Here is a 21,622-nt window from a genome sequence, read left to right on the forward strand (position 1 = left end):
CGTCTGCAAAGACCGGAACGCATGAGCCCGTCTAGAACGCGAAACCGCCCGGGCGCGCGTTGCGGTCGGCGAGCAGGCCGGCCAGGGTGGCGACGGCGATCTCGGGAGGGGTGCGGGAGCCGATGTCGAGCCCGATCGGCCGGTGCACCCGGGCGATCTCCTCCGGCGTCACGCCCAGCTCGGTCAGCGCCCGCACGTGCGGGCCCGGGTGACGGGCGCTGCCCATGATGCCGATCCAGCGGGCGGGCGACTTGAGCAGGTCGCGGAGCACGGGGCCGATCTCCTCGCGGTGGTGGTCGGTGAGCACGACGTCCGACGTGGCGTCGACGCAGTCCTCCAGCCGGGTCACCGCCGTGAACCCCTCGAGCCGGCGCTCGGGGTCGGGCTCGAAGAGGATCGTACGGAAGTCCAGCTCCGCGCCGAACCGCAGCAGGCAGTCGGCCACCGGCGAGGCGAAGACGGCGATCAGCGTACGCCCGGTCTCACCGGCGGGGGCCGCGCCGTGGGCGGCCGCGCACGCCGGGCCTTCGTCGTGGATGTGGGTCATGTCGGCAGTCTGACATGAGAGGGCCGGCGAGCCGACGACCTGGGGTTCCGGCTCGCCAGCGCGGCATCCGGGCACCACAGGACGGTAAGGTCTGCCCGTATTCCGCGTGACCGCCCTCGGGCCGGGGAAGCCCCAGGTGAGACGCCCTCCAGGGCGGAACGGAAGTCGCGGGAAGAATCATGCGCCCGGCGGCGCAAGAAGTCGGGATCGGCTCCGACTCCCTGGTGAACGGCGCGTCGGGACGCGCCGCCCGACTCTCGAAGGAGACGACGTGAAGTTTCTGTTGATCATGCACAACAACCCGCAGGTCTGGGACGCGCTGCCCGAGGAGCGGCGCGAAGCGGTGATGAGCGGCCACGGCGCGTTCATGGAGACCATCACCGAGTCCGGGGAGATGGTCGGCACCGTCGCCCTGGCCGACCCGTCGCAGAGCGCCGTGGTCCGGGTGCGGGGCGGCCTGCCGGCGGTGACGGACGGGCCCTACCTTGAGGCCAAGGAGTACCTGGGCGGCTACTACCTGGTCGAATGCGACAGCAGGGAGCGGGCCCTGGAGCTGGCCGCGCTCATCCCGGACGCCGGTGTCGAGGGCCTCGGCATCGAGGTGCGGCCGGTGGGCTTCGCCGGGTAGGGCGACGGCTGAGCCGGGGGACGGTCCCGCCGGACTCCCGCCCGGCGGACTCCTGCCCGGCGTGACCGGCGTGACCGGCGGCCGGGGGCAGCAGCCCGTCGGCCGCCGGTTCGCTCCGGCGGCCTGTTCTCCCCAGAAGCAGCTTCCCTCAGAAGCAGCTTCCCTCAGAAGCAGCTTCCCTCAGAAGCAGCTTCCCTCGGAAACAGCTCTCCTCAAGGACGGCTCTCCCCGGCGACGGTCACGCCGCGACGGCGTCGTTCTCCTGAGCCTGCGCGCCGCCGAGCCCGCAGTCCGGGGCGGTGCCAGGCTGGAACCTGACGAATCGGGCGTTCTGGAAGGCGATCGGCACGGTCCCGCTGCCGACGCACAGTACGACGCTGCGGCCCGCATCGACCAGCAGCGCCTGACAGCCGGGGACCGGCTGGTTGACGAAGGTGTCGAGCGCCTGCCCCGGCAGCGCGTGCTGCTGGGCGGGCCGGCAGGAGTCGTACAGGACGGTCTGCGCGACGCTCCCGCTGAACAGGGTGAGCCGCCCGGCCGCGGCCTGCGCCGGGCCGGCGGCGCCCACCACCATCACGCAGGCGGTGGCCGCTCCCGCGACAAGAGCTTTCAGTGGTGATCTCATGCCCCGAGTCTCGGCTTCCGCATCCAGGTCTGCCCAGGTCACCGGCAGGACAATGACCGGCCATTCCCTGGCGGGCGGCGATTTCCTAGACTGGACGATCTCCACGACGAGGAGGGATCCGTGCACGAGTACCTCCGGCTGCTCGACCGCCATGGAGTGACGTGGGGAGAGGAGCTGATCCCGTACGTCGGGGAGGTACGCACCAGCGCCTACCTCATGAACGGCCACGACTACTGGAGCGCGTGCTTCCGCCAGCTCGGCGGGGCGCGGCGCGACCTGGACGCGCGGATGGGCGAGCTGGACCTCGACCGGGTGGTGCGGGACGCGCTGGGGGGCGCCGTCCTGGACAACCTGCCGACCCTGCGTCTCACCCCGGAAGGGAACCGGCTGGAAGCCCGCACGCTGGCCGTCCTGGACGACACGCCGCTCATGACCACGCTGCTGCTGGACTCCGCGCTGGCGGAGGAGACCACCGCGACGGTCGACGGCGTCGCGCACGTCGTACCGGCGGGCGGCGCGAGGCTGGTGGCGATCACCAGCGCCGCCACGGTGATCGCCGGCGGGCGGATCGACCTCGGGCCGCTCACCAGGCGGGCGCCCGCGGCCCGGTTACGGCTGCGCGCCGGGTTCCCGTGCCGGTGGACGGTCACCGGCGCGGACGGGCAGGGCTGGTACCCGCCGGGCGCGGTCCCCGCGCTGGACGCGCGTCTGCGGCCGTACTTCCACGGCGACGACCTGGTGGCCGACGTGCCGGCGGAGCGGCTCACGGTGTCGGTGACGCGCGGCATGGAGTACGACTCGGCCACGGTCGAGGTGTCCCCCGCGCCGGGCGAGGAGCTGACCGTCGACCTGACCCCAGGCCGCCTGTACGACGCGGCCGCCCACGGCTGGTACGGCGGCGACCTGCACGTCCACCTCAACTGGATGGGCGACGTCCCGGCGGCCCCCGACCGGGCCGCCGCCGCGCAGTTGGGCGAGGACCTGCACGTGCTCAACCTGGTCGCCGGCAACGTGGCGGGCGAGCGCGTCTACGACCGGGAGCTGCTGGAGGAGTGGGCCGGGCGCGACCTGCCGTGGTCGGACGAGGGCCACGTCGCCCGGTTCGGCGTCGAGTACCGCAACGACCTGCTCGGGCACTTCAGCGCCTTCGGCCTCACCGGCGTGCCCACGCGCTTCCACAGCGGTTTCGGCGACGACCACGACCGGCATCCCAACAGCGATCCGCTGGCCGAGGCGCGCGCACTCGGCGCGGTCACCGGGTACGGCCACCCGTTCCACGCCGACCTGAACGACACCGACCCGCCCGACCTCGCCGTCGCCGCCGGGCGCAACTGCTCGGCCAGGGAGATCGTGGTCGACGCGGCGCTCGGCCTGGTCGACAGCCTGGACGTGCTCAACCACTCCTCCGTCCAGGCGACCGCCGTGGTCTACCGACGGCTCATCGGGGCCGGCAACCGGCTCGCGGTGACCGCCGGGACCGACGCGGTGCTGTCCATCTCGCGGCGCGGCACCGCGTCGAGCCCGCCCGGCTGGGAACGCGTCTACGCCCGGGTCGACGGGCCGCTGAGCGTCGCCTCCTTCGCCGAGGCCGTACGGCGCGGACGGACGTTCGCCACCACGGGCCCCTGGCTCGAACTCGACGTCGACGGCCACGGGCCGGGCGACACGATCCGGGCGTCCCCCGGCGACACCGTCACGATCACTGCCAGGACGGTCGGCCCCGAGGTGGAGTGGCTCCAGCTCAGAACCGCCGACGGCGTCCTCGCGGAGGGCGGGCCAGGGGTGCTCGCCGCCGAGCTGACCGTGGGCGCGCCGACGTACGTGGTGGCCGTGGTGGGCGGCGGGCCGCACCCCCGGTCGATGCACCCCGCGGGCGTCCACGCGCACACCAGCCCCGTCTACCTCGGGGAGCACGTGGTCAGGCGGGCCGACGTCGAGTGGTGCCTGCGCTGGCTGGACCTGCTGGATCGGGTGCTGGACACCGACGGCAAGTGGGCCTCGCCCGAGCAGCGCGCCGCCCACCGGGAGCTGCACGAGCGGGCCCGTCAGGTGTACTTGGCCAGGCTGCGCGCGACGGGCGAGGGCTGACCGCCGTCCGGACGGCCGTCCGGCGCTTCCAGACGGCCGTCCGGCGCTTCCTGGCGGCCGGACTGGACGTGGTACCAGCCGAGTGAGCCGGTGAGCCGCCCGGCCAGCCGCGGGTCGCCCAGGCTCAGGGCCGCCTCCAGGGCCTCGCGCAGGTTGGCGGCGTCGGCGTCCAGCCGCCGGACCCAGTGGTGCCGGGCGGGCCCGCTCTTGTACGCCTCGGCGCACTCGGCGAGCTGGGTGTAGTAGGTCGCGTACCGGCGCAGGACGCGCTCGTGCTCACCGGCCTCGCGCAGCCGCTCCAGCGCGTACGCCGCCACCGACTCCAGCAGCCGGTACCGCTCCCCGGCCCGCACGACCAGCGACCGGTCCACCAGGCGGCCGAGCAGGTCCACCACGTCGGCCGGGTCGAGGTCGGGCGGCCCGGCGGCCAGCGCCTCCGCGGCGAGTTCGGCGTCGCCCGGCGGGCCGCCCGGGATCGGCATGGGCACGGCGCAGACCCGCTCGGCGGCCTCCAGCGTGCAGCCGCCCGCCTGTACGGCCAGGCGGCGCAGCACGATGCGTTCCGGCTCGGTCAGCAGGTCCCAGCTCCAGTCGATCGCCGCCCGCAGCGTCCGCTGGTGCGCGGGACCGGCCCGGCGGCCCGCCGACAGCAGCCGGAAGCGGTCGTCGAGCCGCTCCGCCACGACGCGTACGCCCAGCGCCCGCACCCGGGCCGCGGCCAGCTCCAGCGCGAGCGGGATGCCGTCGAGGCGGCGGCAGATGGTCTCGGCGGCCCCGGCGTCCGCCCCGGTCAGGGTGAAGCCCGGCGCGGCCTCGGCGGCGCGCACGGCGAACAGCCGCATCGCGGCGTCGGCGCCGAGTGCCGGGACCTGACGTACGACCTCGCCGGTGACGCCCAGCGGTTCCCTGCTGGTGGCGATGACCCGGGTCCGCGGACCGGCGCGCAGCAGCAGTTCGGTGAGCTTGGCCACCGGCTCGACGACGTGCTCGCAGTTGTCGAGCACCAGCAGCGTGCGGCGGGCGCCGAGGGCCGCGGCGATCCGCTCCGCCGGGTCGGCCGCCCCGCCGTCGGCACGCAGGCCGAGCGCCGCCGCGACAGCATCGGCCACACCGCCCGTCACACCGCCCGTCGCACTGCCGGTCACGCTGCCGGTCACACCGCCGGGCCCGCCCGGCGGCGGCCCCGAGGGCACGGCCGCCAGCTCCACCAGGTGCGCACCGCCCGGGAACGAACCGGCCAGCAGCCGGGCGGCCTCCAGCGCGAGCCGGCTCTTGCCCACGCCGCCGGTGCCGGTGAGCGTCACGAGCCGGGCCGTGCCGGGCAGGGCGACCAGCTCGGCCAGTAGGTCGTCCCGGCCGACGAGCTGGGTGAGCGGCTCAGGCAGCCGGGCGGGCGGCGGCGGCGCGACGCCCGGCGGGCGGCGCAGGCGGGGGCTCTGCTCCAGGATCTCCCGGTGCAGCGCGACGATCTCGGGGCCGGGGTCGAGGCCCAGCTCGTCACGCAGGCGTTCGCGCAGGGCGTGGTAGACCTCCAGCGCCTCCGCCTGGCGTCCTGACCGGTAGAGCGCGCGCATGAGCAGCGCGTGGAAGCGTTCCCTCGCGGGGTGCCGCGCTGCCAGTTCGGCCAGCTCGCCGAGCTGGGAGGCGTCCTGGCCGAGGTCGAGCCGTACGTCGGCGTAGTCCTCCAGGGCGGTCAGCCGCTGCTCCTCCAGCCGGAGCGCCACGCCCCGCGTCAGCGTCCCGGCCGCGAGGTCGGCGAAGTCGGCGAACGCCGGCCCGCGCCACCACGACAGGGCCTCGGCCAGCAGCGCGGCCCGCTCGCCCGGCTCGGCCGCGGCCCGCGAACGTTCGAGCGCCTCCTGGAAGCGGTGCGCGTCGGTGCCGGCGGCGACGAGGTAGCCGGGCGGCCGGGTGACGACCAGCTCCCTGGCCCCCGGCTCCGCCTCGTCGAGCGCCCGGCGCAGTTGCGACACCCTGGCCCGCAGCGCGCCCAGCGGGTTGCCCGGCGGGTGCGGCCCCCACAGGGCCCTGATCAGGCGTTCGTCCGCCACGACCTGGCCGGGATGGGCGAGCAGGCAGGCCAGGAGCGCACGGACCTTCAGCTCGGGCACGCGTACGGCCCGGCCGTCGTCCGTGGTCACCTCCAGCGGGCCCAGTACGGCGAAGCGCATGAACCTCACCCTAAGCAGTTCCGAACCAGACCCGAACGCCCGGCCCGCAGCCTGATCACATGACGACTTTCGCAACCGGGGCCGGGGTGCGCGGCTGGCTGGGGCTGTCCGTGCTGTGCCTGGCCACGCTCCTGCTCTCGGTGGACAACACGGTGCTGATGCTGGCGCTCCCGCACCTGTCCGCCGCCCTGCACCCCAGCGGCACCGAACTGCTGTGGATCACCGACGTGTACGGCTTCATGATCGCCGGATTCATGATCACCATGGGCTCGCTCGGCGACCGGATCGGCCGGCGCAGGCTGCTGCTGATCGGCGCGGTGGCCTTCGCCGCGGCCTCGGTGGTGGCCGCGTACTCGACCACGACCACGATGCTGATCGCGGCGCGCGCCCTGCTGGGCGTCTCCGGGGCGGCGCTGGGGCCGTCCGCGCTCGCGCTGGTGGCCGGGCTGTTCCCGGACGCGCGGCGGCGCGCGATGGCCATCGGCGTGTTCACGGCCTGCTTCATGGGCGGGGCGGCGGCCGGGCCGGTGATCGGCGGGATGCTGCTGGAGAGCTTCTGGTGGGGGTCGGTGTTCCTGATGGGGGTGCCGATCATGGCCCTGGTCGTGGCCGGCGGCCTGTTCCTGCTGCCCGAGACCGAGACGGGCACGGGTTCGGGACGGCTCGACCCGGCCAGCGTGGCGATGTCGCTGGCGGCCGTGCTGCCGATCGTGTACGGGCTGAAGGAGCTGGCCGACGACCCCGGGCAGGCCGCCGCGTACGTGGCGCTCGCCGTCGGCCTGGCGTTCTGCGCGGCGTTCGTACGGCGGCAGAGGCGGCTGGCCGAGCCGTTCCTCGACCTGGGGCTGTTCCGGGGACGCTCGTTCCCGGTGGCGCTGCTGATCCTGGCGGTCGCCATGCTCGTGCAGGGCGGCATGTACCTGTTCGTGAGCCAGCACCTGCAACTCGTCGAAGGGCTCACGCCGCTGGTCGCCGGGCTGTGGATGGCGGTCCCCGCGGTGGGACTGGTGGCGGGGTCGCTCGCGTCGCCGGTGCTCGCCGGGGCGCTGCGTCCCGGGCTGGTCGTCGGGCTGGGGCTGGTGGTGTCGGCGGCCGGGTTCGCCATGGTGCTGGTCGGCGACGGGCTGGGCATGCTCATGGCGGGGGTGACGGTGGCGTTCCTCGGCATGGCGCCGGTGGGCGCGCTGGGCCTCGGCCTCATCGTCGGGGCGGCGCCGCCCGAGCGGGCCGGGTCGGCGTCCGCGCTGGCCGAGAGCGGCGGCGAGTTGGGGATCGCGCTCGGCATCGCGCTGCTCGGCAGCCTCGGCGCCGCCGTGTACGGCGGCGCGGTCGGCTCACCCCAGGCGGGCGGCTCACTGGGGGAGGCGCTCGACGCCGCCGCCGCGCTGCCGCCCGGCCCGGCCGAGGCGCTCGTGGCGGAGGCGCGGGCCGCGTTCACCCAGGGGCTGCTGGCGGTCATGGCCACCGGCACGGTGCTCGTACTCGGCCTGGCCGTGGTCGCCCTGACGCTGCTGCGGCACCTGCGCCCGATCGGCGAGGAGAGCCGCTAGCCCGATCGGTCATGGGTCGCGGCGGAAGAGCAGGGCCAGGGCGGCCGCGTGCAGGAGGAAGATGACGAGGCCGGTGGCCGCCACGGCGGGGGCGGTCCACCAGGCTGTCGTGCCCTCGGTGGCCACGTAGTTGTGGAACAGACTGGTGTCGCTGAAGTGCAGGGCTGACTGAAGCAGGGCCGCCGCGTACGGCAATCCGAGGATCCCGGCCAATGCGCCGGCCATCCGCCGTCCGCGTCCCTTGCCGAGCAGCAGGATCAGGCCGCCCACGACGACCGGAACGGCCGGGATCGCGAGATACTGGAGGTGGACCTGCATGTCGGAAAGGAGGGACGGGGAAAGGAGCACCGGTTCGCGGCGCTCGCTGAGATCACCGGCCAGGCTGCCGGCGTAGTTCACGGCGGCGTAGAGCAGGAGCAGGGCCGGGGTCAGCGACATCAGCACACCCGCCTGCCGGGACGGGCTCACCCACAGGGGCGGGGAGTCCGGCTCGAAGGGTGGATGCCGGTCACGGGCCAGCCATGACACCCCGTCGCCGCCGGTCAGCAGGACGAGGCCGCGCACGAGAGCGGCGGCCCCGGCCACGAGCAGGACGCCGAGGGCGGGGGCGTACCAACCGGGCCGGTCCAGAACGATGATGTGCGTATCCGCCGCGCCTGCCGGCACGATCAGGATGGTGCTCGGCCCACCGTGGAACAGCGGCCAGAGCATGGCCACGAAGACGGCGGTCAGCCCGGTGGCCACCGTGAGCAGGAGCGCGGGCCTGCGGGTGCCGAACCGCGTCTTCCACGCGGTCACGCCGAACGCGACGGTGGCCGCCGCGAAGAACGCGCCCAGCCAGCGGAGGTGGCCACGGAACTCCTCGCCGGCCTGGCTCGCCGCGGAACGCCACATCTCCGCCGAGATCTCCCGGGCGTCCTCGTAGGACGGCAGGACGAGTTCGCTCTGCGCGTAGGCGAACAGCGTGATCAATATGGCCGCGGTTCCGGTCGCGGCGGGGGAAAGGATCAGGACGATCGCGGTCCTGATCCTTCGCGGGACGGATTCCATGTGAGTTCCGACGCGACCGGGCGCGTCCGGCGTTCCCTCCCGGGGCGGGCGATCAGGACGGGCGCGGGGCGCGCCGGTCCCGGCGCCGGGCCAGCTCCTCCTCGTCGACGAGGGTGAGCATGGGCGTGCCCGGCGCGCACAGCATCGTGACCGTGAACCGCAGCGGGACGTCGTCGCGGTGGTTGCCGTCCTGGTAGTGGATGACGTCGCCGCCCGGCTCCCAGAACGCCTCCCCCGCGCGTACGACGCGCTCCGGCTCGCCCTCCACCTCCAGCAGCATCTCCCCTTCCAGCACGACCCCGAACGCGGGCCCGGAGTGGCGGTGCGGCGGCGTGCCGGGGTCGCCGGGCGGGTACTCGATCACCACGGTCATCGCGTGCGCGCCCTGCGGGACGAACGGCGGCCGGGCCTCCTGCAGCACGGTCAGCGCCGTCTGCCACGCGGTCGATCTCGTCGCGGGGTTGTGCTCGGACATCGGAATGACCTCCCGTACGTCAGGGTCATGGGCGGTCTTACCGGCCCGTGTCGCTCTGGTCGAGCCAGTCGAGGTAGCGGATCCGGCCGAGGGCCGCGTCCTCGCCGGGCACCAGCGTCCGCTCGCCGGGCACGGTGCCGAAGTAGGTCGCCTGCGGGTCGGCGACCACCGTACGGGGGTCGCCCCAGGCGGCCAGGGCGTCGCGGAAGAACGCGTCCATCCGCGTCCGCTCCGGCCCGGCCACCTCGGTCCGGCCGTTCAGCGGCCGCCCGGCCGCGACCCGGGCGACGGCCTGCGCGACCTCCTCGCCCGCGATGGGCTGGAAGAGCACCGGCGCGATCCGTACGGTGTCGCCGTCGGTGGCGTCGTCGGCGATGCCACGGACGAACTCGAAGAACTGCGTCGCGTGCACCAGCGAGAACGGGATCCCCGATTTCTCGATCAGCCGCTCCTGAGCGATCTTCGCCGCGAAATAGCCGTTGTCCGCCATCCGCTCCGTGCCCACCACCGACAGCGCGACGTGGTGCCCGACACCCGCCGCCGCCTCCGCGGCCAGCAGGTTGCCCGTGGAGGTCTCGAAGAACTCCAGCACCGCCGCCCGCTCGAACGACGGCGAGTTCGACACGTCCACCACCACCCGCGCGCCCGCCAGCGCCTCCGCCAGCCCTTCACCGGTCAGCGTGTCGACCCCGGTGCTCGGCGCCGCCGCCACCGCCTCGTGGCCCTGCCCGGCCAGCTCGGCCACCACCTTCGAACCGATCAGACCGGTCCCACCGACCACGACGATCTTCATGGCAAGTCCTCTCCGTCTTCCGGGGCCTCGTACGGCCTCCGGTCGCCAGCTAAGACAGGGCAGCCCCCTGGCCTGTGACAGGCGCCCGGAAACTTTTCCGGCGCCACGTCCAGATCTACCCACTGACCTGCGATGATGCGGACCCGGAGAAGATCGCTCGCAGCGGCCGGTCACTCCACGAGCTTGCCTGCCGTCGACACCTCGCGCATGAGCCGAGACCGCCGCCGCACCCCCATCATGCGTCGCGGCGGAGCCGGGGTGTGCGCGTCAGAGGGTGACGACCGTGCCGGACAGGCGGGCTCGTTCGGCGGCGAAGACGACGCGGTGGCCGGCCACGCTCTCCTGGATGCCGGAGCGGATCAGCTCGGGGCGGCCCTGGTGCAGGGCGTCCACGAACGACCTGATCAGGCCCTCGTCACCGCCCGCGTGCCCCTCGGCGGCGCAGGAGCCGCCGGGCGAGGCGTCCACCGGGTGACCGCCTCCTCGGTGAGCACCCCGTCGGCCATCACGCGGGTGAAGTGCCGCTTGGCGCCGCCGTCGCGCAGCCCGTCCCGGTAGAGCGTGGTCGCCGAGTAGGCGCAGGTGTCCTGGAGCGGGCAGTCGAGGCAGCGGTCTGCCGCCTCGGCGGGCCGGTTGGCCGGGCGGAAGTGGTGGAGCCCGCCGAAGGACGACGTGCGCAGGACGGGCCTGCCCACGATGTGGGCCAGCCAGTCGATGTCGTGGCACGACTTGGCCAGGAGCGCGAACGCCGCCTCGTCGCCGCGCCGCCAGTTGCCGCGGACGTAGGAGTGGGCGAAGTGGTAGGACCCGATCGGCTCCAGGTGCTCGACGCTGACGATCTCCCCCAGCTCGGGCAGCGACTCCTTCACCCGCCGGGTGTAGGGGGTGTAGCGCATGACGTGGCAGATCGCGACGGTCGCGCCGGTACGCGCCGCGACCTCGCCGACGGCCGGCGACTCGGCCTCGGTGGGCGCGATGGGCTTCGCCAGCAGGAGGTCGTAGCCCTGCTCGGCGAACGCGGTGGTGGGCGCCAGGTGGTCGGCGTCGAGGGTGGCGACGATCACCGCGTCCGCGATCCGGGCCCGGCCGGGCCTGCGCGCGGCCAGTTCGGCGTAGGCGGCTCCGCGGGCGCCCGCGCCGACGACGGCGAGGGTGAGCGGCCGGTGCAACGGCACGCCGAGGTGCCCGAGCAGGTTGGCGTGGGTGTCGGTGCTGTCGGACATCACTTGACGGCTCCCCCGCTGAGACCGTTGACGGACGCCCACGGTGCCCGCGGCGCCGCTGCCGTTTCTGCTCGGACAAGAGGTGTTCTTCCCCTTTTCGTGGCCAACCTGACTATTGTTGATCTCCGTCGAAGGGGGAGACACAGCTCATGGCTCAGGGCGGTTCCGAGGCGTCTCTGGGGAGCCGGTACGTGCTGCTGGACGAGATCGGCGCCGGCGCGATGGGCACGGTCTGGCGGGCACGGCAGCGCGACACCGGGGAGACCGTGGCGGTGAAGCTGCTGCGCGACGGCCTGGCCGGCGACCCCGACCTCGTCCTGCGGTTCGTCCAGGAACGCAATGTGATGCGCGCCCTGCGCCATCCCAACATCGTCACGGTGCGCGACTTCGTCATCGAGGGGGACCGGCTCGCCCTGGTGATGGACCTCATCGAGGGGGCGGACCTGCGGACCCTGCTCCGGCAGCGCGGCACGCTGCCGCCCGCCGAGGCGGCCGGGCTGACCGCCAGGATCGCCGACGCGCTGGCCGCCGCGCACGCCGTGGGCATCGTGCACCGCGACGTCAAGCCCGGCAACGTGCTGATCGAGGGGGCCACGGGACAGGTACGGCTCACCGACTTCGGCGTCGCCCGCATCGTCCACGGCCCGGGGCTCACCCAGACCAGCTCCGTGCTCGGCACCCCCGCCTACCTGGCGCCCGAGGTGGCCGACGGCGACACCCCCACCGCGGCGGTCGACGTGTACGCCCTGGGCCTGATCGCGTACGAGCTGCTCGCCGGGCGCCCGCCCTTCGCGGGCGAGCACCCGATGGCCCTGCTCAGGCAGCACGCGACGGCCGTGCCCCGCCGCCTTCCCGGGATGCCCGACGCGCTGTGGTCGGTCGTGTGGGCCTGTGTGGGCAAGGATCCGGCCGCCCGGCCCGGCGCCCGTGCCGTGGCGGTGGCGCTGGACGAGGCGGCGGCGTCGCTGGCCGGGTGGCCCGCCCTGCCGCCGGTGCCCAGGGGCGAGGCTGCGGCCGCGACCTCCGAGCCGCTGGCGCGTCCCGTCCCGGCGGGCCAGGACGCCCCGCCCGCCGGGACCGGCGGCGTCTCTCCAGGCGGCGCCGACGCGGGAGTCCCGGCGTCCGAGTGGACCATGGCGTCGTCCAGGCGCGGACGTTCCCGGCAGCGGCTGGTCATCGGCGCCACCGCCGCGATGGCGCTGGTCGTCACCGCCGTGGCGGTGGGCGTGGTGGCTCCGTGGCGGGACCGGGACACGGGCGTGACCCCCGTCAACGCCGCCGCCACCGCGCCCGGGACGCACAAACCGGTGGAGACGTCCGTGACCTCGTTCTCCACCCCGCCGAAGGACGCCGGGCGCGCGCTCAGCTCCCCCAAGGCGCAGGACGACCGCGTCTCCGCCCCGCCGACCCCGCCGAAGTCGGCCGAACCGCGCACGCCCACCGCCCAGACCCCCAAGCCCAGGCGATCGACGCCCAAGGAGAGCGTTCCGGCGGAGGACGCCCCCACAGGCCGGCCCACCGACAAGCCCACGGACCAACTCGACGTCCCGGACCAGACACCGTCCTGGCGCTGCCGCGCGTGGATCGTCACCGACGCGGCCAGCGGCACGCAGATGGCCCCCTGCATGGCCATGGTGGGCGACGTCTTCTACCTGCGGGGGCAGCTCCGCGGCTCGGTCAGCTCCGACATCCACGTCCAGTTGTACGACACCGACGCCGACCGGAACGTCTCCCAGCCCTTCGTCTGCACCGGCGTCACCCCCTCGGCGACGGCGGGGGCGGTCGCGACCTGCGGCCCGTTCAAGATGTCGATCCCGCGCACCGGCGCCAAGATCAACGTACGCCAGCGCTGGCGGAAGGCGGGCGCCACGGCCTTCGGCGGCGGGGCGGAAAGCCCCTGGGTCCGCTGGTAGCCGTCCGGACACCAGCCCCCGCTCCCGCCGCCCGCGCCGCCGTCAGGCCGCCGTCGCCTCCTGGCGGATCGGGAAGTGGCAGGCGACCTGGTGCGTACCGCCCTGCAGGACCGGCTCGACGGCGCAGGCGTCCGTCGCCAGGGGGCAGCGGGTGCGGAAGCGGCAGCCCGTCGGCGGGTTGAGCGCGCTCGGCAGCTCGCCCCTGATGGTCGTGTCCGGGCTGGGCGCGTGGCCGGGGTGGGGCGAGGGTACGGCGTCGAGCAGCGCCTGCGTGTACGGGTGCCGCGGGCTGCGCACCACCTGGTGAGCGGGGCCCACCTCCACCAGCTTGCCCAGGTACATCACGCCGATCCGGTCGGCCATGTAGTCGACCACGGACAGGTCGTGGCTGATGAACACGTACGACAGTCCGAGCTGCCCCTGCAGGTCGCGCATGAGGTTGAGCACCTGCGCCTGGACCGACACGTCCAGCGCGCTGACCGGCTCGTCGGCCACGATCAGCCGTGGGCTCAGCGCCAGCGACCTGGCCAGCCCGATGCGCTGCAGTTGCCCGCCGGAGAACTCGTGCGGGTAGCGCTCCAGCGCCCGCCGCGGCAGTCCGACCTGGTCGAGCAGCTCGCTCACCCGGGCGCGCCGGGAGGCGGCGTCGCCGACCTGCTGGATCTCCAGCGGCTCCGTGAGGATGGAGTCGACGCGCATGCGCGGGTTCATGGCCGCGTAGCTGTCCTGGAACATCAGTTGCACCTGCCGGTGCATGCGGTGGCGGGCGCGCCGGTCGAGGGTGGCGAGGTCGGTGCCGTCGACGGCGATCCGGCCGCCGGTGGGCGCTTCGAGCCCGGCGACGAGACGGCCGACGGTGGACTTGCCGCACCCCGACTCGCCCACGATGCCGAGCGTCTCGCCGGGCTTGACGTCGAACGACACCCCGGCCACGGCGCTGACCCGCCCGGAGACCCTGCGCATCCCCGCGCCGCCCGCGTCGTACTCCTTGACCAGGTCGCGCACGGTCAGGAGCGGCGCGGAGTCGCCGGACACGGTGTCGACCGGGGCGGACGACGCCGCGATCGTGACGGGCTCGGTGACCGGGTGCAGGCAGGCGAACTCGTGCCCGTTGCCGGCGACGTCCGGGGTGAGGAGGACGTCGCCGGCGCGGCACTCGTCGGTGGCGAACCGGCAGCGCGGCGCGAACCGGCAGCCGGTCAGCGGCAGCGACAGGTCGGGCGGCAGGCCGGGGATGCTGTAGAGGCGGCCGTCGGCGGCCGACTCGGGCAGGGCGCGCATGAGCGCCTCGGTGTAGCGGTGCCGCGGTGAGCGGAACAGGTCGGCGGTCGTGCCGGTCTCCACCACCCGCCCGGCGTACATGACGGCGACCCTGTCGGCGCGGCCGGCGATCACCCCGAGGTCGTGGGTGACCAGGATGACCGCCATCCTGAACTCCTCGCGCAGGTCGTCGATGAGTTCAAGGATCTGGCGCTGGGTGGTGACGTCGAGTGCCGTGGTGGGCTCGTCGGCGATGAGCAGGCGCGGGGAGCGGACGAGCGCCATGGCGATGACCACGCGCTGGCGCATGCCGCCCGAGAGCTGGTGCGGATAGTCGTCGACGATCTTGTCGGGGCGCGGCATGCCGACCCGGCGCAGGATCTCGATGGCCCGTTCGCGCGCCTCGGCCTTGCCGACGCCCAGGTGGACGCGCAGGGGCTCGGCGACCTGGGCGCCGATGCGCATGGTGGGGTTGAGCGAGGTGAGCGGGTCCTGGAAGACCATGCCCATCTCGACGCCGCGCACCCGGCGCAGCTCCTGGGCCTCCAGCCCGCGCAGGTCGCGGTCGTCGAAGAGGATCTCCCCGCCGACGACCTGGCCGCCCGAGGGCAGCAGCCCCATGATCGACAGGACGGTCATGGTCTTGCCGCTGCCCGACTCGCCCACGATGCCGAGCGTCTCGCCCTGCCTGACCTCGAGGTTGACGTGGTCGAGCGCGTGCACGACGCCACGCCGCAACGGGATGTCGGTGCTGAGGTCGCGCAGCCGCAGCAGCGGCCGGTCGAGTGCCTCCATGTACGTAACCTCCTGCTACCGCCGCCGGAGGCGGACCTCGAAGACGTCCCTCAGCCCGTCGCCGATGAAGTTGAAGGCGAGGACGATGAGGATGATGGCGATTCCCGGGGGGTAGAGCAGCCACCAGTGACCGCTGAAGGTGTCCGACAGGCCGTCGGACAGCATGCCGCCCCAGTTGGCCGCGGGCGGCGGCACGCCCAGGCCGAGGAAGGAGAGGTAGGCCACGTACAGGATCGCGTCGGCGACCTGGAAGGTGGCGTTGACGATCACGGTGCCGATGGCGTTGGGGATGATGTGCCGGCGCACCGCGCGCCCGCCGCCGCCGCCCATGCCGCGCATCGCCAGGACGTACTCGCGGGTGCGCAGGGAGAGCGCCTCGCCGCGTACCAGCCGGGCGGGGCCGAGCCAGGCGAAGGCGCCGATGATGAGGATGAGCATCGGCACGGTGGGCGTGACGATCGAGGCCATGAGCATGAACAGGAAGAGCGCGGGGATCGACATCATCGCGTCCACCACCCGCATCATGACCGCGTCGACCCAACTGCCGGCGAACCCGGCCACGGCGCCCCACACGGTGCCGACGACCGTGGCCAGCAGGCCGGCGGCCAGGCCGACCACGATGGAGGTCTGCCCGCCGAGCATCAGGCGGCCGAGCTGGTCGTAGCCGACGCCGTCGGTGCCGAGCGGGTGCCCCTCCGTGCCGGGGGCCAGGTAGACCTTGGTCAGGTCGGTGTGCACCTGGTCGGTCTGGTAGAAGAGCGGCCCGAGGAAGGAGAAGAGCGTCAGCAGGGCGAAGAGGGCCACCCCGAGCAGGGCGAGCCGGTTCTCGCAGAAGACCTCGACGCCCTGGCGCCACATCCCGCGGACGGGCGCCTCCTCCTCGTGCGGGACGGCGGTCATGACCGGCCTGCCTTCAGTCGCACGCGCGGGTCGACCGCGGCGTAGAGCACGTCGGCGACCAGCGCGCCGAGCACGGTGGCCACCGAGATGAGCAGCGTGACGCCGAGCAGGATCGGGTAGTCCCGCTTGAGCGCCGCCTGCCAGAACAGCAGGCCCATGCCCGGGTAGTTGAACAGCCGCTCGACCACGAGGGCACCGCTGAACAGCGCGGGCAGGTACATGCCGAGCAGGGTGATGACGGGGAACAGGCCGTTGCGCAGCGTGTGCCCGACGATCACGCGGCGCTCCGACAGGCCCTTGCTGCGGGCCGTGCGGACGTAGTTCTCGTTCAGGTTGTCGACCATGGACGAGCGGATGTAGCGGGAGTAGACCGCGACGGTGAGGATCGCCAGCGTGAGCGTGGGCAGCACCAGCCCGGCGGGCTCGGCCAGCACCTCCGCCATGGTGAAGCCCTGCGGAGCCTCGGGCGGCAGGACCGGCCACACCTGGGAGAACAGAATGATCATCATGAGACCCATGAAGAAGATCGGCGTGGCGTACGCCAGCAGCGACAGCCCGTTGATCGTGTAGTCGGGCCAGCGGTTACGCCGTACGGCCTGCACCACGCCCAGCGGGACGGCCACCACGACCGCGATGACCGTCGAGGCCAGCGACAGCAGCGCGGTCTTGGGCAGCCGCTGGCCGATGGCCTCGGCCACCGACTGGTTGAGCTGGAAGGAGTAGCCGAGGTCGCCGCGGACGAGCCGCTGCAGGTACAGCGCGTACTGTTCCCACAGCGGCCGGTCGTACCCCATTTCGTGGTTGAAGGAAGCGATCTGCTCCAGCGTCGCCTCCTTGCCCAGGATGGCCCGCGCCGCTCCTCCCGGCAGCAGATGCAGGATCACGAACGTGATCAGCGTCACCAGGATCACGATGACCAGGGCCTGTCCCAGGCGCGTGAGGAGGTACCGGGTCAACGGTCAGCTCTTCCAGGACCAGTCTTGGAAGTACATCAGGTTCATCGGGTCCTGCGGGTCGACGCCCTGCAGCCCCGACTTGTACGCCGAGACCTGGTAGACGGGGTTGGGCATCCAGAGCACCGGCAGGTCCTTGGCCAGGAAGTCGTTGTACTCCTGCAGTGCGCCGGCGTCGTCGGAGAACTGCGCCTTCTCGATGAGCTGGTCGGCCTCGGGGTTGCTGTAGCTGCCGAGGTTGACGGGGGCGTCGGTCTGGAACAGGCGCTCGCCGGAGGCGAAGGCCGGGTAGTACCAGCTACCCTGCGAGCCGAAGAAGGACATGTCCCAGTCGCACTTCGCGTCCTCCGGCTTGCAGGCCGGGGTGACCGCGACGGAGTCGGGCACCTCCTTGATGGTGAGCTGCACGCCGACCTTGGCCATGGCCGACTTGATCTCGGCGAACATCTTGGTGGTGGCCGAGAAGCCGGACTGGCTGGTGACGGTGAAGCTCAGCGGGGTGTCCTTGGCGATGCCCTCGCCGCACAGGGCGGGGTCGGCGCAGGTGGTCTGCCCGTCGGGCGTCACCTTCCAGCCGTGGCTCTCCAGGAGTTGCTGGGCCTTGGCCGGGTCGAACGGGTAGGCGCAGCCCTGGCCGCCGGGCGTGCCCGGCTTGGCGGGCACCGGGCCGCAGGTGGGCGCGGCCATGTCGGACCAGATGACCTTGCTGATGGTCGGCTGGTCGATGAGCATCTGCAGCGCCTGGCGCAGGTACGGCTGCTTGAACAGCGTCCCGGTCTTGGGGTTGTTGAAGTTGAGCTGCAGGTAGGTGATCGACCACCCGTACCAGGGGGAGATCGTGTAGCCCTTCGACTCCAGGTACGACTTCTGCGACAGGTTGGCCGGCGGGATGTAGCCGTAGTCGATCTGCCCGGCGCGCAGCACGTTGAACTCGGCGTCGTCGCCGGTGAACGGCCGCAGCACGACCTTGTTCAGCTTCGGCTTGTCGGGGCCCGAGTAGGTGTCCTGCTTGGCCAGGACGACCTCGCCGCTGGGCACGTAGCTCTCCAGCTTCCACGGGCCGCTGTTGGTCTTCCACAGGGGGTTGGTCGCGTACGACTTGGGGTCCTTGGAGGCGGCGGTCAGCTCCTCGAAGGTCTGCTTGGGGTCGCCGCTCTTGTCCCAGGCGTGCTGGGGCAGCGGGACGATCCGGTTGAGCTGGTTGCCGACGAACCAGGCCGCGTTGTACGCCTTCGTGGTGGTCACGGAGAAGGTCTTGTCGTCCTTGACCGTGAAGGCGGAGATGTTGTCCGGGAAGCCACCGGGCTTGTACGAAGCCCACTTGTCCTTGTTGGTGGTGACGAGGTCCCACCAGAACTGGACGTCCTTGGTGGTGATCGGCTTGCCGTCGGACCAGGTGTTGTCCTTGAGCGTGATGGTCAGCGTCTTGCCCTCGTCGCTGACGACGGGCGGTTCGGCCAGCGAGCGCTGCGGGTTGATGTTGTCGGGGGTGGAGCCGTCGAGCTGGTAGCTGTAGAGCTTGCGGTACAGGGCGGTGGAGAAGATGTCGTTCTCGCCCTGGGTGAAGCCGGGGGCGGAGATCGGCAGGATCCAGTTGGGCGTGCGCAAGGCCACGGTCGCGGTGTCCTTGCCCTGGGCGCCACCCTGCTGCGGGCTGCTGCCGGCGCCCGCGCTGCAGGCGGTCAGGCCGAGCCCGATGGCCACCACGCCGCACACGATGCGGGTTCTCGTCCCCATGATTCTCCTCGTCAGGACGTGGGCTGCCCTCCAGGGGCCGTTCAGTCCGGAGAATGTATTGCGGTACAAGTAGGAAGTCAATGCGAAAAATCTACTTTGTTCACCACACTTATTTCGGTATAGAGTCCCGGCGACGCGCCTTTCGGTGATCGACCCCGTGCTCGCCCCCGTTCGCGGAGCCGGGCGTCCGCCGTGTGCGTCAAGGAGTGTCCGTCCAGGGAGGAGAGGCATGTCGGAGCCCGCCAATCTGCGTGAGCAGGCACTGAACCTGCTGGCCAGCGGCAAGGCCACCTCCCGCGCGGATCTGGTGGAGACGCTGCAGGTGGCGCCCTCGACGGTCTCCAGCGTGGTGCGCAGGCTGCTGGAGGAGGGCGAGATCCTCGAGGAGGGCGTCGGCGCCTCCACCGGAGGGCGGCGTCCCAGGATCCTGCGGCTGCGTGAGGCGGGCGGCGTCTTCGCCGTGGCGGAGCTGGGCGGGCAGCACGCCCGCGTCGGCCTGTGCGCACCGTCGGGAGCCCTGCTGGCGGCCCAGGAGTTCGCCGTCGACATAGGAGCCGGCCCCAAGGCGATCTTCGACGAGCTGACCGCGGCCTTCACCGGAGTGAGGACGGCCCACGCGCCCGGCCGGCCGCTGCTGGCCGTCGGCGTGGCGCTGCCGGGGCCGGTGGAGTTCCCGCACGGACGGGTCATCGGCCCGGCCCGCATGCCGGGCTGGAGCGGCTACGACGTCCAGAGCGACCTGCGCGACCGGTTCGGGGTGACCGCGCTCGCCGACAACGACGCCAAGGCCGCCGCGGTCGGCGAACACCTCACCCGCCCCGAGGCCGGCGACATGATCTACGTCAAGGCGGGCACCGGCATCGGCGGCTGCCTGGTCACCGGGGCCCAGATCTCGGGCGCCCAGGTCTACCGCGGCGGGCGCGGCCTGAGCGGTGACGTCACCCACGTACGCGTGGCCGACAGCGGCGAGCGCGAATGCTCCTGCGGCAGCCGCGGCTGCCTGGAGACCGTCGCCAGCGGCGCGGCGCTCGCCCGCGAACTGGCCGGGCGCGGCCTGCCCGTGACCGACACGCGCGACGTCGTCGCCGCCGTCATCAACGCCGACCCGGCCGTGGTGACCCTGGTGCGCCAGGCCGGCCGGCAGCTCGGCATCGCCCTGTCGGGCCTGGTCAACTTCCTCAACCCCGACAGCGTCGTCATCGGCGGCGCGCTGTCGAGCCTGGACGTCTACGTGGCCGCCGTCAAAGGCATGCTCTACGAGCGCTGCCTGCCGCCCCTGACCCAGTCGCTGTCCATCGAGCCGAGCATCGCCGGCCCCGACGCGGCGCTCATCGGCCTCGGCCATCTCCTCCGTGAGACGGCCGACATCCGTCCCACCTAGAAACGCCTCCTTCCTGTAAGCCCTCCTGGAAAGCACCGTCGTGTCCCTGCGCATCGCCGTCTGCGGCATCCACATCGAGTCCAGCACGTTCTCACCGCACCTGAGCGGCACCGCCGACTTCGCGGTCACCCGCGGCCAGGCCCTGCTCGACAGGTACGACTGGCTCGGCGACCCGTGGGCGGCCGAGGTGGAATGGGTGCCGCTCGTGCACGCCCGCGCGCTGCCGGGCGGAGCGGTCGAGCCCGCCGCGTACGACGCCTGGCGGGAGGAGATCGTCCGGGGCCTGGGCGACGGCCGGTTCGACGGCGTGCTGCTGGACATCCACGGCGCGATGAGCGTCGTCGGCCGTCAGGACGCCGAAGGCGACCTCATCACCGCCATCCGCTCCGTGATCGGCCCCGAGCCGCTGGTGTCGACCGCGATGGACCTGCACGGCAACGTCTCCCCCACCCTGTTCGACGGCTGCGACCTGCTGACCTGCTACCGCACCGCGCCCCACGTGGACGTCTGGGAGACCCGCGAGCGCGCCGCCCGCAACCTGGTCGAGGCGCTGCGCCGCGGCGGCCGGCCGCACAAGGCGCTGGTCCACGTGCCGATCCTGCTGCCCGGCGAGATGACCAGCACCCGCCTCGAACCCGCCAAGAGCCTCTACGCCCGCATCCCCGCCGTCGAGGCCAGGCCGGGCGTGATCGACGCGGCGATCTGGATCGGCTTCGCCTGGGCCGACGAGCCGCGCTGCACCGGCGCGGTCGTCGCCGTCGGCACCGACGCCGCGGCCACCGAGGAGGCGGCGCGCGAGCTGGGGCAGGCGTTCTGGGACGCGCGCGACGAGTTCGCCTTCGTCGCGCCCACGGGCTCCATGGACGAGTGCCTGGACGCGGCGCTGGAGCCGGGCTCGGCCCGGCCGTACTTCATCAGCGACTCCGGCGACAACCCGGGCGCGGGCGGCGCCGACGACGTCACCTACGCGCTGGAGCGGCTGCTGGCCAGGCCAGGGATCCGCGACGGCTCGGTCCGCGCCGTCTACGCCTCCCTGTTCGACCCCGAGGCGGTGGCGCGCATCGGGCACCTGCCGATCGGCTCGCCGGTCAGCGTGCGCGCCGGTGGCCGCGTCGACTCCCGCGCACCCGGGCCGCTGCTGCTGGAGGGCACCTTGGAGGCCCTGGCGGACGACCCCGACGGCGGGCGCGTGGCCAGTGTGCGCGTCGGCGGGCTGAGTGTCTTCCTGACCTCGCGCCGGATGCAGTACCGGCTGCTGGAGTCGTACCGGCGGCTGGGGGTGAACGCGGCCGGGGCCGACGTGGTCACGGTCAAGATCGGTTACCTGGAGCCCGAGCTGTTCGAGGCCGCCGCGGGCTGGATGCTGGCGCTCACGCCCGGAGGCGTCGACCAGGACCTGCACCGGCTGCCCTACCGGAACCTGAAGCGGCCCATCTTCCCGCTGGACCCCGACGCCGCGCTCGAACTCGGCTCCTCCTGACCCGCTCCCCCGCAGTCCCCGCCACCCGCCTCCCCACAGACCCGCTGACCCGC

Annotated in this window: 18 protein-coding genes; 6 read left to right on the forward strand and 12 right to left on the reverse strand. The window is 73.0% G+C overall.

From position 1 onward, the window contains the following. Window positions 1–31: 31 nt before the first annotated feature. Window positions 32–547, reverse strand: a complete 516-nt coding sequence (locus tag ACZ6S0_RS44990) for an XdhC family protein (protein ID WP_465925736.1) — start codon at window positions 545–547, stop codon at window positions 32–34. A 271-nt stretch (window positions 548–818) separates the two neighbouring features. Here ACZ6S0_RS44990 and ACZ6S0_RS44995 point away from each other — a divergent pair, with 271 nt between their 5' ends. Then, window positions 819–1,175 carry a YciI family protein gene (locus ACZ6S0_RS44995; protein ID WP_465925738.1) on the forward strand — a complete coding sequence of 119 codons (357 nt, stop codon included), beginning with the start codon at window positions 819–821 and terminating at the stop codon, window positions 1,173–1,175. A gap of 238 nt (window positions 1,176–1,413) precedes the next feature. On the opposite strand, the gene ACZ6S0_RS45000 is transcribed toward ACZ6S0_RS44995, so the two are convergent. Next, complete coding sequence (locus ACZ6S0_RS45000; RefSeq protein WP_465925740.1) at window positions 1,414–1,800, reverse strand: hypothetical protein; 387 nt, start codon at window positions 1,798–1,800, stop codon at window positions 1,414–1,416. 120 nt (window positions 1,801–1,920) lie between these two features. On the opposite strand from ACZ6S0_RS45000, the gene ACZ6S0_RS45005 reads away from it, so the two are divergent. Further along, window positions 1,921–3,888, forward strand: coding sequence for a CehA/McbA family metallohydrolase (locus tag ACZ6S0_RS45005; RefSeq protein ID WP_465925742.1), 1,968 nt, complete (start codon window positions 1,921–1,923; stop codon window positions 3,886–3,888). Here ACZ6S0_RS45005 and ACZ6S0_RS45010 read toward each other — a convergent pair. After that, window positions 3,846–6,059 carry a BTAD domain-containing putative transcriptional regulator gene (locus ACZ6S0_RS45010; protein WP_465925744.1) on the reverse strand — a complete coding sequence of 738 codons (2,214 nt, stop codon included), beginning with the start codon at window positions 6,057–6,059 and terminating at the stop codon, window positions 3,846–3,848. The two genes, ACZ6S0_RS45005 and ACZ6S0_RS45010, sit on opposite strands and share 43 nt — an antisense overlap. Window positions 6,060–6,118: 59 nt before the next feature. Between ACZ6S0_RS45010 and ACZ6S0_RS45015 the strand changes: the two genes are divergently transcribed. Continuing rightward, window positions 6,119–7,609: an MFS transporter gene (locus tag ACZ6S0_RS45015; RefSeq protein ID WP_465925746.1), complete on the forward strand. Its 1,491-nt coding sequence runs from the start codon at window positions 6,119–6,121 to the stop codon at window positions 7,607–7,609. Window positions 7,610–7,618: 9 nt separating this feature from the next. Here the strand turns inward: ACZ6S0_RS45015 and ACZ6S0_RS45020 are convergent, their stop codons facing one another. The 5 genes from ACZ6S0_RS45020 to ACZ6S0_RS45040 form a co-directional block, all read right to left on the reverse strand. Further along, window positions 7,619–8,659 carry a hypothetical protein gene (locus ACZ6S0_RS45020; RefSeq protein WP_465925748.1) on the reverse strand — a complete coding sequence of 347 codons (1,041 nt, stop codon included), beginning with the start codon at window positions 8,657–8,659 and terminating at the stop codon, window positions 7,619–7,621. A gap of 52 nt (window positions 8,660–8,711) precedes the next feature. After that, complete coding sequence (locus ACZ6S0_RS45025; RefSeq protein ID WP_465925750.1) at window positions 8,712–9,134, reverse strand: cupin domain-containing protein; 423 nt, start codon at window positions 9,132–9,134, stop codon at window positions 8,712–8,714. Window positions 9,135–9,171: 37 nt separating this feature from the next. Then, window positions 9,172–9,927, reverse strand: coding sequence for an SDR family oxidoreductase (locus ACZ6S0_RS45030; protein WP_465925752.1), 756 nt, complete (start codon window positions 9,925–9,927; stop codon window positions 9,172–9,174). Between the two features lie 267 nt (window positions 9,928–10,194). Then, window positions 10,195–10,395: a hypothetical protein gene (locus tag ACZ6S0_RS45035; protein ID WP_465925754.1), complete on the reverse strand. Its 201-nt coding sequence runs from the start codon at window positions 10,393–10,395 to the stop codon at window positions 10,195–10,197. Continuing rightward, window positions 10,332–11,150, reverse strand: coding sequence for a Gfo/Idh/MocA family protein (locus tag ACZ6S0_RS45040; RefSeq protein ID WP_465925756.1), 819 nt, complete (start codon window positions 11,148–11,150; stop codon window positions 10,332–10,334). Before ACZ6S0_RS45040 ends, ACZ6S0_RS45035 begins: the two co-directional genes overlap by 64 nt. Before the next feature lie 149 nt (window positions 11,151–11,299). Between ACZ6S0_RS45040 and ACZ6S0_RS45045 the strand changes: the two genes are divergently transcribed. Continuing rightward, window positions 11,300–13,063 carry a serine/threonine-protein kinase gene (locus ACZ6S0_RS45045; protein ID WP_465925758.1) on the forward strand — a complete coding sequence of 588 codons (1,764 nt, stop codon included), beginning with the start codon at window positions 11,300–11,302 and terminating at the stop codon, window positions 13,061–13,063. Between the two features lie 42 nt (window positions 13,064–13,105). Here ACZ6S0_RS45045 and ACZ6S0_RS45050 read toward each other — a convergent pair whose 3' ends face one another. From ACZ6S0_RS45050 to ACZ6S0_RS45065, 4 genes are read right to left on the reverse strand one after another with little or no spacing between them, the layout of a single operon-like run. Then, entirely contained in the window at window positions 13,106–15,118 is a 2,013-nt protein-coding gene (locus tag ACZ6S0_RS45050) for an ABC transporter ATP-binding protein (protein WP_465925760.1), read from the reverse strand. A gap of 15 nt (window positions 15,119–15,133) precedes the next feature. Beyond that, window positions 15,134–16,018, reverse strand: coding sequence for an ABC transporter permease (locus tag ACZ6S0_RS45055; protein ID WP_465925762.1), 885 nt, complete (start codon window positions 16,016–16,018; stop codon window positions 15,134–15,136). Beyond that, complete coding sequence (locus ACZ6S0_RS45060; RefSeq protein ID WP_465925764.1) at window positions 16,015–16,974, reverse strand: ABC transporter permease; 960 nt, start codon at window positions 16,972–16,974, stop codon at window positions 16,015–16,017. The genes ACZ6S0_RS45055 and ACZ6S0_RS45060 overlap by 4 nt, the downstream gene beginning before the upstream one ends. A 3-nt stretch (window positions 16,975–16,977) precedes the next feature. Further along, on the reverse strand, window positions 16,978–18,708 hold the full coding sequence (locus ACZ6S0_RS45065) for a peptide ABC transporter substrate-binding protein (RefSeq protein WP_465925766.1): 1,731 nt from the start codon (window positions 18,706–18,708) through the stop codon (window positions 16,978–16,980). 229 nt (window positions 18,709–18,937) lie between these two features. Between ACZ6S0_RS45065 and ACZ6S0_RS45070 the strand changes: the two genes are divergently transcribed. Together ACZ6S0_RS45070 and ACZ6S0_RS45075 are read left to right on the forward strand one after the other, a co-directional pair. Further along, window positions 18,938–20,089: an ROK family protein gene (locus ACZ6S0_RS45070; protein WP_465925768.1), complete on the forward strand. Its 1,152-nt coding sequence runs from the start codon at window positions 18,938–18,940 to the stop codon at window positions 20,087–20,089. 40 nt (window positions 20,090–20,129) lie between these two features. Then, window positions 20,130–21,569, forward strand: a complete 1,440-nt coding sequence (locus tag ACZ6S0_RS45075; protein ID WP_465925770.1) for a M81 family metallopeptidase — start codon at window positions 20,130–20,132, stop codon at window positions 21,567–21,569. Window positions 21,570–21,622: the final 53 nt, after the last annotated feature.

The sequence above is a fragment of the Nonomuraea sp. NPDC051298 genome, assembly GCF_055586305.1.

Bases quoted from the DNA above. Each gene is read 5' to 3' on its own strand.
- ACZ6S0_RS44990 (WP_465925736.1), bottom strand. From the start codon at position 547: ATGACCCACATCCACGACGAAGGCCCGGCGTGCGCGGCCGCCCACGGC.
- ACZ6S0_RS45020 (WP_465925748.1), bottom strand. From the start codon at position 8,659: ATGGAATCCGTCCCGCGAAGGATCAGGACCGCGATCGTCCTGATCCTT.
- ACZ6S0_RS45065 (WP_465925766.1), bottom strand. From the start codon at position 18,708: ATGGGGACGAGAACCCGCATCGTGTGCGGCGTGGTGGCCATCGGGCTC.
- ACZ6S0_RS45045 (WP_465925758.1), top strand. From the start codon at position 11,300: ATGGCTCAGGGCGGTTCCGAGGCGTCTCTGGGGAGCCGGTACGTGCTG.
- ACZ6S0_RS45025 (WP_465925750.1), bottom strand. From the start codon at position 9,134: ATGTCCGAGCACAACCCCGCGACGAGATCGACCGCGTGGCAGACGGCG.
- ACZ6S0_RS45030 (WP_465925752.1), bottom strand. From the start codon at position 9,927: ATGAAGATCGTCGTGGTCGGTGGGACCGGTCTGATCGGTTCGAAGGTG.
- ACZ6S0_RS45000 (WP_465925740.1), bottom strand. From the start codon at position 1,800: ATGAGATCACCACTGAAAGCTCTTGTCGCGGGAGCGGCCACCGCCTGC.
- ACZ6S0_RS45010 (WP_465925744.1), bottom strand. From the start codon at position 6,059: ATGCGCTTCGCCGTACTGGGCCCGCTGGAGGTGACCACGGACGACGGC.
- ACZ6S0_RS45070 (WP_465925768.1), top strand. From the start codon at position 18,938: ATGTCGGAGCCCGCCAATCTGCGTGAGCAGGCACTGAACCTGCTGGCC.
- ACZ6S0_RS45050 (WP_465925760.1), bottom strand. From the start codon at position 15,118: ATGGAGGCACTCGACCGGCCGCTGCTGCGGCTGCGCGACCTCAGCACC.
- ACZ6S0_RS45015 (WP_465925746.1), top strand. From the start codon at position 6,119: ATGACGACTTTCGCAACCGGGGCCGGGGTGCGCGGCTGGCTGGGGCTG.
- ACZ6S0_RS45040 (WP_465925756.1), bottom strand. From the start codon at position 11,150: ATGTCCGACAGCACCGACACCCACGCCAACCTGCTCGGGCACCTCGGC.
- ACZ6S0_RS45055 (WP_465925762.1), bottom strand. From the start codon at position 16,018: ATGACCGCCGTCCCGCACGAGGAGGAGGCGCCCGTCCGCGGGATGTGG.